Consider the following 13,516-nt stretch of genomic DNA (forward strand, 5'->3'; position numbering starts at 1 on the left):
CGGCATGAGCCAGACCGTTTTGGCAAGGCGGGACGATATGCGAATCCACTGTGAACTTTCGCCGAAATCCGCCGGTTCTGATCGCGCCATTTCCGCGAAATGAGATTGGCGGTAAGGCAGCCCATGCCTGTCGCCATCTCCCCCGATCTGATCGAACGCTTTCGTTCACCTTTGGCATGGATCGACGCCGCGACGGCGCGGATCGGTGTGGCGGTTTCTGGCGGACCTGACAGTCTTGCGCTGCTGATGCTGGCGCACGGGGCGTGGCCGGGTCGGGTGCACGCCGCCACCGTTGATCACGGGCTGCGTCCGGAGGCGGCCCATGAAGCCGCGTTCGTGGCCGGCCTGTGCGCCGCGCAGGGGATTGCGCATAGCACGCTCTCACCCACTTGCCCCATTACCGGATCGGTCCAGCAGGCGGCCCGCAGGGCGCGCTACGCGCTGCTCGAAGAATGGCGGACGACCCACGGCCTGATGTGCATCATGACCGCGCATCATGCCGATGATCAGGCTGAAACGCTGTTGATGCGACTCAACCGTGGCGCGGGTGTCGGCGGCCTCGCCGGCATCCGCGCGGAAAACGGCCATGTGATCCGCCCCCTGCTGGCGTGGCGGCGCGAAGACCTGGCCGCGATCGTGTCGAACTGCGGGCTGCATCATGTGAACGATCCCTCCAATGCCGACAGCCGGTTCGATCGCGTGCGGATGCGCACGGCGCTGCGCACTGCAGAGTGGATCGATATCCCGGCGCTCGCGCGAAGCGCAGCGCATCTGGCCGATGCCGAAGCCGCGCTCTCATGGGCGGCGGACCGGCTGGAAAGCGAGCATATTATCGAAGAAGAACAGCGACTTGTCTTTGATCCGGCGTCGCTTCCCGAAGAGCTGGTGCGGCGGCTCCTGTTGCGGGCCATCGCGCGGCTCGATCCATCTGCGGAGCCATCCGGTCCCGAACTGGATCGCGCGCTTGCGGCCCTGCGTTCAGGGAGGAAGACAAGCCTGGGTGCGCTGGTGCTGAGCGGCGGCAAACGCTGGCGGATCGCCCCTGCACCCCCGCGCCGCGCGGCGCATTAATCTGTTTCCGTCGCAAATGCGGCGAGCACACATTGTCTTTAAGCTTTTCCGGCCTATCTTGAAACGAATCCAGCATAGCGGAACCGATGATGAACGACGACGACAAGCAGCCTGAAGGCAATCCATGGATGAAGAGCCTGCTCATCTGGGTGGGCATCCTCGTGGGGCTGGCGTTGTTCGTCGCCTTGTTCGACGGCCCGACGCGCGCCACCGCGGGCGAAGGCATTGCATATTCCGAGTTCATCCAGAAGGTGGACGAGGGTGCCGTGCGCAAGGTGGATATCGCGGGCAAGGTTGCCACCGGCACCGTGGACGGGGACAAGACCTTCCGCGTCTATCTGCCCGATGATCCCTCGCTGTCGCAGCGCTTGCTCGAAAAGGGCGTCGTCCTGACGGTGAAGCCCGAGGAACAGCCGAGCATCTGGCAATATATTCTCGTTCAGTCGCTTCCGTTCCTGCTGATCATTGGCGTCGCCTTCTTCGTGATGCGCCAGATGCAGAAAAATGCCGGATCCGGCGCGATGGGCTTTGGCAAATCACGCGCCAAGATGCTGACGCAAAAGGAAGGCCGGATCACGTTCGCCGATGTGGCCGGCATCGATGAGGCGCGGGAAGAGCTTGAGGAAATCGTCGAATTTCTGAAGGATCCTTCCAAATTCGCGCGTCTGGGTGGCAAGATTCCCAAGGGCGCTTTGCTGGTCGGTTCGCCTGGCACCGGCAAGACTTTGCTCGCTCGTGCGATCGCCGGCGAAGCGGGCGTGCCCTTCTTCACCATTTCCGGCTCCGACTTCGTCGAAATGTTCGTCGGCGTCGGCGCGAGTCGTGTGCGTGACATGTTCGAACAGGCGAAGAAATCCGCACCCTGCATCGTCTTCATCGATGAAATCGACGCCGTGGGCCGCCATCGCGGCGCTGGCCTCGGCAACGGCAATGACGAGCGCGAACAGACGTTGAACCAGCTCCTGGTGGAGATGGACGGCTTTGAAGCCAATGAAGGCATCATCATCATCGCGGCCACCAACCGGCCCGATGTTCTCGATCCGGCTCTGCTGCGTCCTGGCCGTTTCGATCGCCAGGTCGTTGTGCCCCGTCCCGATATCGAGGGTCGTGTGAAAATTCTCGAAGTCCATATGAAAAAGGTGCCGCTGGCCCCTGACGTGGATCCGCGCACCATCGCGCGCGGCACACCCGGCTTTTCCGGTGCCGATCTCGCCAATCTGGTGAATGAAGCGGCGCTGACCGCGGCGCGCAAGGGCAAGCGGCTCGTGGCCAATGCCGAATTCGAGGAAGCCAAGGACAAGGTGATGATGGGGGCCGAACGCCGCTCCATGGTCATGACCGATGACGAGAAGAAGATGACCGCCTATCACGAGGCCGGCCATGCTATCGTCTCGGTTCACGAGGCGGCCTCCGATCCGATCCACAAGGCCACGATCATCCCGCGTGGCCGGGCGCTGGGCATGGTCATGCGTCTGCCGGAGCGGGATAATTACAGCTATCACCGTGACAAGATGTACGCGAACCTCTCCGTTTCGATGGGCGGGCGCGTCGCCGAGGAACTCATCTTCGGCTATGACAAGGTGTCTTCCGGCGCATCGTCGGACATCAGCTACGCCTCCGGTCTGGCGCGCGACATGGTGACCCGCTGGGGCATGTCCGAAGCGCTCGGTCCGCTGGAATATTCGGAGCCGGATGGCGAGACCTTCCTCGGCTATTCGTCCGCGCGCCCGATCCGCATGTCCAACCAGACCGCACAGCTCATCGATGATGAAGTGAAGCGCATCGTGCTGGGCGCGCATGAACGGGCGAAGGATGTGCTGACCGAGAATATCGATCAGCTTCATATCCTGGCCAAGGCGCTGCTAGAATATGAAACGCTGACCGGCGACGAGATCAAGCGCCTTATCGCGGGCGATGATATTGGCCGCGATCAGCCCAAGGGCGCACGGCCCGTGCCGCTGGGCACCGGTGGATCCTCGATCCCCAAGACCAAGCGTGGCGGCTTTTCCGGGGATCCCGCGCCGCAGGGCGCCTGATCACCTGAACCCGAATAGCCACCGCTCTTCATGCCGATTTATTGCGATGAGAGCGGTGGCCTTTCAGCCGGCGCGATGATCTTCGCCGCGGTGAAGATCGAGGCGGATGCGGCCGACGCCCTGCTGATGCGCTTCAAGGCGGTGGCCGGCCTGCGCGGCGAAATGAAGGGCAGCCGGATTTCGCTGGTCGAGCGCGGGCTATTCTTTGAATTTCTCGAACGCTTTGGCGGCCGCGCCATCATCGGCGAAGCGCGGCGGGAGCGGTTGGCCCCCGGCGTCCGCCCGGAAAAAGATCTCGATCTGAAAACCTATGCCGCCTTGCTGGAGCATGTGGTGGAGGCGTGGCTGCCCGAAGTGAACGGTTGCGCCGAAGTGGTGATCGACGATGGCCGCTATGATGCGGCCCGGCTCAGCTTGGTACGCCAGGATATCGCCGCCATGCTTGGCACCTGCGGACGGGCACGTCTCGAAGACAGCAAGAGATCGGCCGGCGTGCAGATCGCCGACGTGATCGCCAACTCGATGTTCAATCTGGCGATATCCTCGCCGCGAACCGAGCGTATCCGCCGCATCGCCGCGCCGTTCATCGACGCTTCCATTCTGCGGATCCGCCCGATCTGATCCCGCTCAGTTGGGCAGCGCGTCCGCGTCCACCTTTTCCACCCATTGCGGATAGAAGATCGGTTCGCGATTCGACCAGCCATGCGCGGTCGCCGCGGCCTCGCTGATCGATTGCAGCAACAGGCGGCGCTTTTCGGGATGCAGATGCGGCAGCGCCGCCGCCGCGCAGAAAGCACCCGGCAGCCAAGGCCGCGCCCCCGCGCCGATCAGCCGTTCATAGAGAAAGCGATAGGCGCCGAAGCTGACCAGCCGGTCCTGTCCGAGATCGAAAGCCGATACCGTGACCAGCGGGGCCATGAATGGCTCCATGGCGTCAAGACCGCTGTCGTCGGGCACCATCGCGCGGATTTCGTGCAACCGCTCGTAGACGCGGGTCTGGGCGTTGATGCTGGCGGCTTCCACCACGTCGCGGGACCAAAGGTCCATCGCGTCGATTCGATCCAGCCCGATATCGAGCGATCTGCGGATATAGCGCTGCGTCCCCGCCGGAAAACTCGCGAATTCCTTCATTTCCGCCAGCGTCAATGCGCCTTCTGCTGGCCGTGCACTTATGCCCATAACCCAGTCTCCAGACTTTTGTCCCGAAGCAGACCGTGCGCCCATTGTGGTTAGCAAAGGCTTAAGCTCGCGTTCGGCCCCGATTAAGCTATGGAATCAGTTTTAGGGTCGCAGCGCAACCGGCTTGCGACGAAATTATTGCGCTGCACAAAAAGCCGCGCAAACAGTGTCCGCGCGGCAACAGTGGGAGGCTGTAAATCAGGGTTTATTTGCAGCGCTGGCGCTCTTCCTCCGCATCATAACCCGAGGAGGGTGCAGGATCCGTGCCGTTGCCCGGCTGCGCGATCGAAGGTGGATCGGAGGCGTCCATCGATTCGTCTAGCCCATGATCGAGCTTGGCGTCCTCGTCGGCCGGATCCTGATCAAGCCGCTCTGCGATATCGGTATCGCGGCCTGCGTCGCCGCGCCTAGCCTTGGTTTCGGCTGAATTTGTCATGGCATCTCTCCCTTGAGCGGAGTCGATTCCGCAACCGAAACAACGGACGACACCGGATACGGGTTCCATTCGACCAAGCAGGGCCGCATTTCGACCAACGGCATAAGGGTTATGGCGTCTTTGGGACTTTGGCCGCTAAATGGCGTGATGGATTTCGAACAACACGAACCGGAACGGCATCGCGCGGTTAGGCCGATCGTCGCATTTTATTCGATCATCGGCTTCTGGCTTTTCTACACCGTAATCGTCACGGCGAGGGCGGCGGTCATGGATTTCCCTTCGCAGGGCGAAATGATCCAGCGACGCGTGTTCGTGACAGCGGCCGGCATCGTGCTGACGTGGCTGCTCTATCTGCTGCTGAGGCGATTCGACCGGCAACCCTTGTGGTTGCGGATCACGACCGCGTTCATTGGCGCGATGCCGTGTGCGATCGCGGTGGCACTGGTGAATTATTATGTGTTCAACATTTACGATCCGTCCAACCTGTTTGACGAGCATGATCTCAAGCAGAAGCAGGAAGAGATGAGCATGATGAAGGAGATTGCCGAACTGGCGATCTCCCGCTTTTTCTTTTTTGCGGCCTGGGCTGCGCTCTATCTCGCCATTTCCTATGCCGGGGAAGTCCGCGCCGCCGAGCGCCGCGCCGCCCAATATGCGCGCGCGGCGCAGCAGGCCGAGCTGCGGTCGCTGCGCTATCAGGTGAATCCGCATTTCCTGTTCAACACGCTGAACTCCCTCAGCTCGCTCGTGATGAAGGGCCAGCCGGTGGAAGCGGAGGCGATGATCATGAACCTCTCCACATTCTATCGCACATCGCTGTCCGGCGATCCGCTGGACGATGTCACATTGGAAGAAGAGGTGAAGCTCCAGCGGCTTTATCTCGATATCGAGGCCGTGCGCTTTCCCCAAAGGCTCAAGACCCGGTTCGAAATCCCGGACAAATTGCTCAAGGCGTGCGTGCCGGGCCTGATCCTTCAGCCGCTGGTGGAAAACGCGATCAAATACGGCGTCTCGCGCGCCAAAAAGCCGGTGACGATCGCGATCATGGCGCGCAGCGAATCGGGCCGGCTGATCGTGACGGTGACGGACAATGGCAATCCGATCGAAGACGCCTGCGAACATGGCAGCGGCATCGGGCTGGCCAATGTGCGGGACAGGCTGGCCGCGCGGTTCGGCGCTCAAGCCTCGATCGAATGGCTTGCGCCCGAAGGCGGCGGCTTCGTCGTCCGCCTGATCATGCCTGAAGTCTATCGTGGCTGCTGAAGACACGATACCATGCTGCGCCATGCGCACTTTGATCGTCGACGATGAACCGCTGGCGATCGAAAGGCTCCAGCTCATCTGCGCCAAGGAGCCGATGATCGAAGTGGTGGGCACGGCCTCGGACGGGGCCGCGGCGCTGCGGCTGGTCGAGGCGCTTCAACCCGATTTGCTGCTGCTGGATATCTCCATGCCCGAACTGGATGGCATCGGAGTGGCCCGCGCGCTCGTCCGTCGCCCCGGTCCGCGCCCCGCAATCATCTTCGTCACAGCCTTTGACGGCTTCGCGGTGGAGGCGTTCGATATCGAGGCGGTGGATTATGTGCTCAAGCCGGTCTCGCCCGAAAGGCTGGTGCGGGCCGTAGCGCGCGTTGCCGAGCGCAGCAGTCAGCAGGGAGATATAGACGCGCCGCCCGTCGTTGAATCGGCTTATGCCGATGAATTTTGGGTGCCGCACCGGGCCGAACTGATCCGGATCGCATCCCAGGATATCGAGCGGATCGAGGCGGAACGCGATTATATGCGGCTTCATGTGGGTGGCCGCAGCTTTCTGCTCCACCATACCATCGCATCGCTGGAGCAACGGCTTGATCCGGCCCGATTCATCCGGCTGCATCGCTCGCTGATCGTCAGACGCGATCGCATCCGCAAGCTGCGCCATGACGGCAGCGGGGTGTGGTTCGCCGATCTCGGCGATGATGGCGAAGTTCGGATCGGGCGCACGTATCTGACAGCCGCCAAATCCATCGCGGGTCGCTAGATAAAGAAACGCCTCCGGCCCAAGGGTAGGCCGGAGGCGTTTCCGTCATGAGCCGGTGTGGGGAAAACCGCTTAACCCCGCATCGGCTACGGGATCAGCGTTTGCTGACCCCGATGGCTTCGGTCGCGCCAAGGCTGGCCAGGCGGCTTCCGCTCGCCCGCTCTGCAATGGCGACCTGGATATCGGCACCGGCCTTTTCCAAGGCAGCGATCCGGCACGTCCGCGCATTCTGCATCGCACGCAGATCCCGGCTGTCGCGAACGCCGCAAATGCGGTTTGCGGCCGATTTCACACGCTGGTTGAGACGGCTTACGCCCTCGGCGGTGGAAAGGTTGAGATCGCGGAACGACACCTGCGTCGAGACCGATTCCTTGATAGTGCCGGCATGGGCCGGCGCCATGGCGGCGATCAGCGAGAGGCTGGCGGCGGTTGCGAATATGGCCGAATAAACGGCGCGTGCCTTGTGAGCATACATGGGACTATCCTTCCTGAAACAATGGGTCGCTTTGGCAGCCCCCTTAAGGGAAGGAGCAGCCGGGGTGCGGGCGGGCCGTTTCGGGTCTGGGAACACCGTCCGACCCGCCGCGCATCGTTCATCTACAAGCGACGTGAGACAGTTTCGCGTCCGCTTCGACCGGCGTCAGGCGCGGGTCTGCAAACGGAAAATAGCCCGACGAACAGCATAGAGCGTTCGACGAGCGGTTTTGCTTTATGAATGTTTCGTCAGGAAGGGCGCGTTTGTTTCAATAACATGACCCGAACACGAAACGAATCACGCGGTGCGTTTTACGTTCACGCTCTGGGCCATCATCTCCGCGGTGCCGAATATCGTCATGAAGGCGATATCGGTGGCATCGCGTCCCGTCGCGATCCTGGCGATCTCTCCTGGCAGCGCCATGTTCGTGGGGTCTACCAGATGCCAGCCATCCGCGAGCCAGATTTCCACCACGGCATGAAAATCCTGGGGCGTCACATCGGGTGCGTAAGCGGAGACCATCCTGGCAGGAATGCGCGCCGCCCGCGCCAGCGCGATAAGCAGATGCGCATAATCCCGACACACGCCCTGGCGCTGGACGAAGGTTGCCATAGCACTCGTCTCGCTATCGCTGGATCCGGGCACATACGCCATTTCACGGTTCATCCAATCCAGCATGGCCATAATCTTCTGGCCACCCATCGCATCGCCGAACCGCGATTCGACGAACGGCTCAAACCGATCCGCCTCCACATAGCGGCTGGGCATGATATAGGGCAGCACGAGCGAAGGCAGATCGCGCGGATCGGCCGCTTCCAGCCCATCCAGCGCGATGAGCGGACGATCGATATCCACCAGCGCGCTGTAAACCGCGTGAAACGTGCCTTGGCCGACAGCCCAGGTGCGCTGCCCGATCGATTCCTCGCCGGCCACCGGACGCAGCTTTTCGGGAGAGCTGACCGTCAATTTGTCGCCTATCAGACGCTGGTCCGCCATTTGCGCGACCTCGATCTGCAAAAGAACGTCCGCCGCTTCGGCAAACTGGTAATCGAGCATAACGTCTATTTCGAGCTGCATGTGACTGCCCTAGTCTTGTGGAGAACGCCCCGCCAGCGGGAAAGATTGTCATGGGAATGAAGCATTTGAATTCTAACCGGAGCGCATATGGCCAGCGGCAAACATAAATTCGCACGCAACGCGGCCCCAACGATCAATGATGATCTTCGGTTGCGGATCGCCGAAGATTTGTTGCTGGGCGCGGATCGCGACCTCGTGATCCAGCGGCTGGCATCCATGGGCATCAGCGGCCAACTGGCGCAGAGCGAAGTCGAGCGGGCCGAAAAAAGCCCCTATTTCAAGGCCGCAGGGCGACTATCCGCGCGGCTGAAGAAGCGGGACTGGCTGCTGGCCAATCAGGCGAAATTGGCAATGGGCGTGACCGAAGTGCCGCGCAGACATAAGCTGGCGGCCGCCGACTTCTTTCGCGATTTCTACCACGCGCACCGCCCAGTGCTGCTGAGCGGATTGATCGATCACTGGCCCGCGCGCGAAAAATGGTCGCTGGATCATTTGCACGCCCAACACGGCTTTGCGCTGATCCGCGCGCAATGGGAGCGGGAACGCGACCCTGATTACGAAGTGAATTCCACAGCGCATGGCGAGACGCGGCCTTTCGCGGAATTCCTGGCCAGGCTGCGCACGCCCAACAATGATGTCTATATGACTGCGAACAATCATGATCATAACCGGCAGGCGCTGGCGGCCTTATGGGAGGATGTGGGCGGCATCCCCGGCTATCTGTCCGATGAACCGGGCCGCGACGGCTTTCTGTGGATCGGCCCCAAGGGCACGATCACGCCCTGGCATCATGATCTGACCAACAATTTGCTCTTGCAGATTTCAGGCACCAAACGCGTCCTGCTCGCCGCCAGCCACGATATCGCACTGATGCGCAACAGCCGTCATTGCTTCAGCGACTGGGGCGGCGAGGCGTTGCCGCCCGGCCCCGCAACGGGTCAACGCCCTGCGATCCTGAGTGTGGATATCGCACCGGGCGACATCCTGTTCATCCCCGTGGGCTGGTGGCATCATGTAGAAGCATTGGATGTAACGATCGGCATGTCTTTCACCAATTTTGCCGCCGACAATGATTTCTACAGTCATTACGATAGCTATGGGGCGCATTGAGGCGCTGGGTTAACCAGTTAACATCCGGTTTCGGCACTGTGCCACGGCGGAACAGCGCAAAATCGGGGGCAGAAGCAATGCCCGAAGCGCGATAGACGCACACACATGAGCGCTCTGAATGCCATCATCCGCTGGAAAAAGGCGATCGTTCTCGGCGCTCTTCTGCTGGGCATAGCTTCCGGTCACGCAGGGCTTGACGCAGTGGCGGAGCGCGCGGGGCAAAAGCGTGCGATCGCTCCCATCATCGCCCAACGCTATGAAGCGCAACAGCATTTTCCCGGCAGCGCCACATTGTATATGGCCGAAGACGATGCCGCGCCTGCGCCCGGCGTGACGGGCACTGCCACGCTGCCGCCCTTGCCGGCGTTCGCAACGCTGCCATCGGGCGGCGATGGCAGCGTGATCGCGGCGGCATCCACGGTGTTTCACGGCCGCACCGCACTGGACGCCGCCCGCGCGCTCACCTGCCTGACGGCCGGCATCTATTATGAAGCCGCGAGCGAGAGCGACGAAGGGCAGCGCGCCGTGGCCCAGGTGATCCTCAATCGCGTGCGGCACCCCGCTTTTCCCGATAGCGTTTGCGGCGTGGTGTATCAGGGATCGGAGCGGCTCAGCGGCTGCCAGTTCAGCTTCAGTTGCGATGGCGCGATGGCGCGTGCCCCTTCACGCGCGGGATGGGCACGCGCGCAGCGGATTGCAGCGCACGCTTTGGCTGGATCGGTCTACGCGCCGGTTGGCCTGGCGACGCATTATCATACCTTTGCAGTCCGCCCGGCCTGGAACAGGAGCCTGGTGATGACCGATGCGATCGGCGCGCATTTCTTTCATCGCTGGCAAGGCTATTGGGGCACGCCCGCGGCCTTTGCCCAAGCCTATTCGGGGATGGAACCGGTGCCCGGCCCCAAGCGCCCCGTCGCTTTGCGCGCGGCGGCGATAGCGCCGGACGAAACCAGGCCGGTGACTATAGGCGTCACGTCTCCCGCCTTTGCGCGCATACAGCCTGAATACAGCACGAGCGGCGAAGCGCTTTCGGGCATGGCAACGGGCGATCCGGACTCGCAGATCGTGGAGAAATATCGCGATAGCGGGACGTGGATCGGCAGCCATAGCCAATAGTCTACGCCGCTTGGTTGACTAAGCGCGCAGCCTTTCAAGCGCCCGATCCCGGCCGATCAGCGGCAGCATCGCCGCCATATCCGGGCCATGCTCTAGTCCCGTCAGCGCGAGGCGAAGCGGCAGGAACAGCGCCTTGCCCTTGCGGCCAGTCCGTTCTTTCAAAGCGGCCGTGAGCGCCAGCCAGGGAGCGCTTGCCCAGTCGATTCCGGCCGCGATCTCCGCCGCCTCGGCCAGATAGGCGCGATCCTCGTCGGATAGCGTGGCGCGCGCGATCGGGCCTTCGACCACCGCCCACCAATCCGCCGCCTGGGCCACGGTCTCTAGATTGGGACGGATCGCTTCCCATCCCTTGTCATCCATCCCCGCGGGCAGACGATCCACGACATCGGCAAAGGGCAATTGATGGATGATGCGCGCATTGAGCGCCGCCAGTTCGGCCTCATCGAACCGCGCGGGTGCGCGACCGAATCGGGCGAAATCAAAGCTCTCGATCAGCGGCGCGGGATCGATCAGCGCTTCCACCGGATCACTGGTGCCGATCCGCGCCAGCTTGGCGATGACCGTGGCGGGTTCGATCCCCTGTTCGCGGAAATGCGCGACGCCGAGCGAACCAAGCCGTTTGGAGAGCTTGCCCTCGCTGCCCGTGAGCAGCGCCTCATGCGCAAAGGCGGGCGCGGGCGCGCCGAGCGCGGCGAACATCTGAAGTTGCGTGGCGGTGTTGGACACATGATCCTCCCCGCGCACGACATGGGTGATCCCCATATCCACATCGTCGATCGCGGACGGCAGCATATAGAGCCAGCTCCCGTCAGCGCGGCGGATGACGGGATCGGACAGCAGCTTCGGATCGAAACGCTGTTCACCGCGGATCAGATCGGTCCACACGATCGGCGCATCATGATCCAGCCTGAAACGCCAGTGCGGCGTGCGACCTTCCGGCACCGGCGCATCAACCGGCTGGCGCTCATAGACCGGCGGCAGGCCGCGCCCGAGCAATATCTTCCGGCGCAAATCCAGTTCTTCGGGCGTTTCGTAACAAGCATAAACCCGGCCCGCGGCCTTGAGCAGCTCGAACTTCGCTTCATAGAGCGCAAAGCGTTCGGACTGGCGCGCTTCACCATCCCAGTTCAGCCCCAGCCACGCCAGATCAGCGCGGATCGAGACGACATTTTCCTCCGTCGAGCGCTCGGCGTCGGTATCGTCGATCCGCAGCAGGAAGCGGCCGCCCTTCTTTTGCGCCCACATCCAATTGTGAAGTGCGGCGCGGATATTGCCGACATGAAGCCGCCCGGTGGGCGACGGCGCGAAGCGGGTGATGACTGTCATGATGTCCGGAAAGCGTTGGTGATGGGATAGCGACGGTCGCGGCCGAAATTGCGTTTGCCCAGTTTCACGCCGGGCGGTGCCTGACGCCTTTTATATTCGGCAAGATACAGCAGCCGTTCGATGCGAACGACCATCTCGCGGTCCAACCCCTGATCGACCAGCGCGGCGACGGACAATTCTTCCTCCACCAGGCCGTGCAGGATCCTGTCCAGCACCTCATAAGGCGGCAACGAATCCGAATCCTTCTGATCGTCGCGCAGTTCAGCGCTGGGGGGCTTGGTGATGATCCGTTCGGGCATCACCGGGCCGTCGGGGCCGAGGCCGATGCGTGGCCGGTGTTCATTGCGCCAGCGCGAGATCGCAAAGACGGTCATCTTATAGGCGTCCTTCAGCGGATTGTAGCCACCCGCCATATCGCCGTAGATCGTGGCATAGCCCACGGACATCTCGCTCTTGTTGCCGGTGGTCAGCAGCATCGGCCCGAATTTGTTGCTCAGTGCCATCAGCGTGACGCCGCGGATGCGCGACTGGATATTCTCTTCGGTGATATCGACATTCTTGTCGGCGAAACTGTCTGACAGCATGACGTCGAACGCCTCCACCGCAGGCGCGATCGCAATGGTATCGAGCCTGCACCCGATCATCCGCGCGCATTCCGCCGCATCGTCGAGGCTTTCCTGGCTGGTGAAGCGTGAAGGCATCATCACGCACCAGACGCGATCGGGGCCAAGCGCATCGGCGGCGATCGCGGCGCAGATCGCGGAATCGATGCCGCCGGACAGCCCCAGCACGACCCCGGGAAAGCGATTGCTGTCCACATAATCGCGCAGCCCCATCACCATCGCATGATAGACGTCGGACGGATTGGGTTCGAGCGTGGCGATCACCCCGGGTTCGCAACGCCAGCCCTTGTCACCCCGAGTCCAAACCGTCTGCACCAGCGCTTCTTCCCAATCGGGAAGCTGGTGCGCCAGGCCGCCATCGGCGTTGAGCACGAAACTGGCACCGTCGAACACCAGCTCATCCTGCCCGCCCACGCGATTGAGATAAGCGAGTGGCAGGCCCGTCTCGCTTACGCGGGCCGCGGCGATCGTGCTGCTGCGCAGATCGTCCTTGTCGATCTCATACGGGCTGCCATTGGGCGAGAGCAGGATTTCCGCACCCCGCGCCTTCAGATGCGCGCACACCGCGGGGAACCAGATATCCTCGCAGATCGGCAGGCCGAGTTTGACCCCGCGAAAATCCACCGGATCAGGCGCGGGTCCGGAGGCGAACAGCCGCTTCTCATCGAAGGTGCCATAATTGGGCAATTCATGTTTGCGCGTGATCGCGGCGATCTTGCCGCCATCGAGCAAGGCCAGCACATTATAGAGCCGCCCGGCTTCAAGCATCACACTGCCCACCAGCATCGCTGCGCCGCCATCCGCCGTGGCGGCGGCGAGGCGCTGCAATTCCATCCCGGCGCGTTCGATCAGCGCCGGCTTGAGCACCAGATCCTCCGGCGGATAACCGATGAGTTGAAGCTCCGGATACATGATCAGATCGGCATTTTTCGCTTTTGTCCGCCAAGCGAGCATGGCATCGGCATTGCCGGCCAGATCGCCAACCCTCTGGGAAAGCTGCGCGAGCGCGATTTTGAGACGGTCTGTCATGATGCTCAATCCATTAGG

At 62.3% G+C, this 13,516-nt stretch carries 13 protein-coding genes; 7 read left to right on the top strand and 6 right to left on the bottom strand.

Annotated elements, in window-relative coordinates:
* Positions 1-123 precede the first annotated feature (123 nt).
* The 3 genes from tilS (at position 124) to FHS49_RS00120 (ending at position 3,728) form a co-directional block, all read left to right on the top strand.
* Positions 124-1,071, top strand: coding sequence for a tRNA lysidine(34) synthetase TilS (gene tilS / locus FHS49_RS00110; protein ID WP_184014240.1), 948 nt, complete (start codon positions 124-126; stop codon positions 1,069-1,071).
* Between the two features lie 89 nt (positions 1,072-1,160).
* Entirely contained in the window at positions 1,161-3,107 is a 1,947-nt protein-coding gene (gene ftsH, locus FHS49_RS00115) for an ATP-dependent zinc metalloprotease FtsH (RefSeq protein WP_184015849.1), read from the top strand.
* A 30-nt stretch (positions 3,108-3,137) separates the two neighbouring features.
* Positions 3,138-3,728 carry a DUF3800 domain-containing protein gene (locus tag FHS49_RS00120; RefSeq protein WP_184014242.1) on the top strand — a complete coding sequence of 197 codons (591 nt, stop codon included), beginning with the start codon at positions 3,138-3,140 and terminating at the stop codon, positions 3,726-3,728.
* A 6-nt stretch (positions 3,729-3,734) separates the two neighbouring features.
* Here FHS49_RS00120 and FHS49_RS00125 read toward each other — a convergent pair whose 3' ends face one another.
* Positions 3,735-4,286: a hypothetical protein gene (locus FHS49_RS00125; RefSeq protein WP_184014244.1), complete on the bottom strand. Its 552-nt coding sequence runs from the start codon at positions 4,284-4,286 to the stop codon at positions 3,735-3,737.
* 205 nt (positions 4,287-4,491) lie between these two features.
* A complete protein-coding gene (locus FHS49_RS00130) occupies positions 4,492-4,722 on the bottom strand; it encodes a hypothetical protein (protein ID WP_184014246.1) in 231 nt (76 codons plus the stop codon).
* A gap of 147 nt (positions 4,723-4,869) precedes the next feature.
* On the opposite strand from FHS49_RS00130, the gene FHS49_RS00135 reads away from it, so the two are divergent.
* Together FHS49_RS00135 and FHS49_RS00140 are read left to right on the top strand one after the other, a co-directional pair.
* On the top strand, positions 4,870-5,985 hold the full coding sequence (locus FHS49_RS00135; protein WP_184014247.1) for a sensor histidine kinase: 1,116 nt from the start codon (positions 4,870-4,872) through the stop codon (positions 5,983-5,985).
* A 22-nt stretch (positions 5,986-6,007) separates the two neighbouring features.
* Positions 6,008-6,742, top strand: coding sequence for a LytR/AlgR family response regulator transcription factor (locus FHS49_RS00140; RefSeq protein WP_184014249.1), 735 nt, complete (start codon positions 6,008-6,010; stop codon positions 6,740-6,742).
* A 94-nt stretch (positions 6,743-6,836) separates the two neighbouring features.
* Here the strand turns inward: FHS49_RS00140 and FHS49_RS00145 are convergent, their stop codons facing one another.
* Positions 6,837-7,217, bottom strand: coding sequence for a UrcA family protein (locus FHS49_RS00145; RefSeq protein ID WP_184014251.1), 381 nt, complete (start codon positions 7,215-7,217; stop codon positions 6,837-6,839).
* A 297-nt stretch (positions 7,218-7,514) separates the two neighbouring features.
* Positions 7,515-8,294 carry a transglutaminase-like domain-containing protein gene (locus FHS49_RS00150; RefSeq protein WP_184014253.1) on the bottom strand — a complete coding sequence of 260 codons (780 nt, stop codon included), beginning with the start codon at positions 8,292-8,294 and terminating at the stop codon, positions 7,515-7,517.
* An 87-nt stretch (positions 8,295-8,381) separates the two neighbouring features.
* Here FHS49_RS00150 and FHS49_RS00155 point away from each other — a divergent pair, with 87 nt between their 5' ends.
* On the top strand, positions 8,382-9,404 hold the full coding sequence (locus FHS49_RS00155; RefSeq protein WP_184014255.1) for a cupin-like domain-containing protein: 1,023 nt from the start codon (positions 8,382-8,384) through the stop codon (positions 9,402-9,404).
* 105 nt (positions 9,405-9,509) lie between these two features.
* Positions 9,510-10,520: a cell wall hydrolase gene (locus tag FHS49_RS00160; protein ID WP_184014256.1), complete on the top strand. Its 1,011-nt coding sequence runs from the start codon at positions 9,510-9,512 to the stop codon at positions 10,518-10,520.
* A gap of 18 nt (positions 10,521-10,538) precedes the next feature.
* Here FHS49_RS00160 and gltX read toward each other — a convergent pair whose 3' ends face one another.
* Both gltX and FHS49_RS00170 read right to left on the bottom strand, forming a co-directional pair.
* Positions 10,539-11,846 carry a glutamate--tRNA ligase gene (gene gltX, locus FHS49_RS00165; RefSeq protein ID WP_184014258.1) on the bottom strand — a complete coding sequence of 436 codons (1,308 nt, stop codon included), beginning with the start codon at positions 11,844-11,846 and terminating at the stop codon, positions 10,539-10,541.
* Positions 11,843-13,498, bottom strand: coding sequence for an NAD+ synthase (locus tag FHS49_RS00170; protein ID WP_184014260.1), 1,656 nt, complete (start codon positions 13,496-13,498; stop codon positions 11,843-11,845). Before FHS49_RS00170 ends, gltX begins: the two co-directional genes overlap by 4 nt.
* Positions 13,499-13,516: the final 18 nt, after the last annotated feature.

Source organism: Sphingobium boeckii (assembly GCF_014199215.1).
In the GTDB taxonomy this organism is placed as follows: domain Bacteria; phylum Pseudomonadota; class Alphaproteobacteria; order Sphingomonadales; family Sphingomonadaceae; genus Sphingobium_A; species Sphingobium_A boeckii.

Bases quoted from the DNA above. Each gene is read 5' to 3' on its own strand.
- tilS (WP_184014240.1), top strand. From the start codon at position 124: ATGCCTGTCGCCATCTCCCCCGATCTGATCGAACGCTTTCGTTCACCT.
- ftsH (WP_184015849.1), top strand. From the start codon at position 1,161: ATGAACGACGACGACAAGCAGCCTGAAGGCAATCCATGGATGAAGAGC.
- FHS49_RS00120 (WP_184014242.1), top strand. From the start codon at position 3,138: ATGCCGATTTATTGCGATGAGAGCGGTGGCCTTTCAGCCGGCGCGATG.
- FHS49_RS00125 (WP_184014244.1), bottom strand. From the start codon at position 4,286: ATGGGCATAAGTGCACGGCCAGCAGAAGGCGCATTGACGCTGGCGGAA.
- FHS49_RS00130 (WP_184014246.1), bottom strand. From the start codon at position 4,722: ATGACAAATTCAGCCGAAACCAAGGCTAGGCGCGGCGACGCAGGCCGC.
- FHS49_RS00135 (WP_184014247.1), top strand. From the start codon at position 4,870: ATGGATTTCGAACAACACGAACCGGAACGGCATCGCGCGGTTAGGCCG.
- FHS49_RS00140 (WP_184014249.1), top strand. From the start codon at position 6,008: ATGCGCACTTTGATCGTCGACGATGAACCGCTGGCGATCGAAAGGCTC.
- FHS49_RS00145 (WP_184014251.1), bottom strand. From the start codon at position 7,217: ATGTATGCTCACAAGGCACGCGCCGTTTATTCGGCCATATTCGCAACC.
- FHS49_RS00150 (WP_184014253.1), bottom strand. From the start codon at position 8,294: ATGCAGCTCGAAATAGACGTTATGCTCGATTACCAGTTTGCCGAAGCG.
- FHS49_RS00155 (WP_184014255.1), top strand. From the start codon at position 8,382: ATGGCCAGCGGCAAACATAAATTCGCACGCAACGCGGCCCCAACGATC.
- FHS49_RS00160 (WP_184014256.1), top strand. From the start codon at position 9,510: ATGAGCGCTCTGAATGCCATCATCCGCTGGAAAAAGGCGATCGTTCTC.
- gltX (WP_184014258.1), bottom strand. From the start codon at position 11,846: ATGACAGTCATCACCCGCTTCGCGCCGTCGCCCACCGGGCGGCTTCAT.
- FHS49_RS00170 (WP_184014260.1), bottom strand. From the start codon at position 13,498: ATGACAGACCGTCTCAAAATCGCGCTCGCGCAGCTTTCCCAGAGGGTT.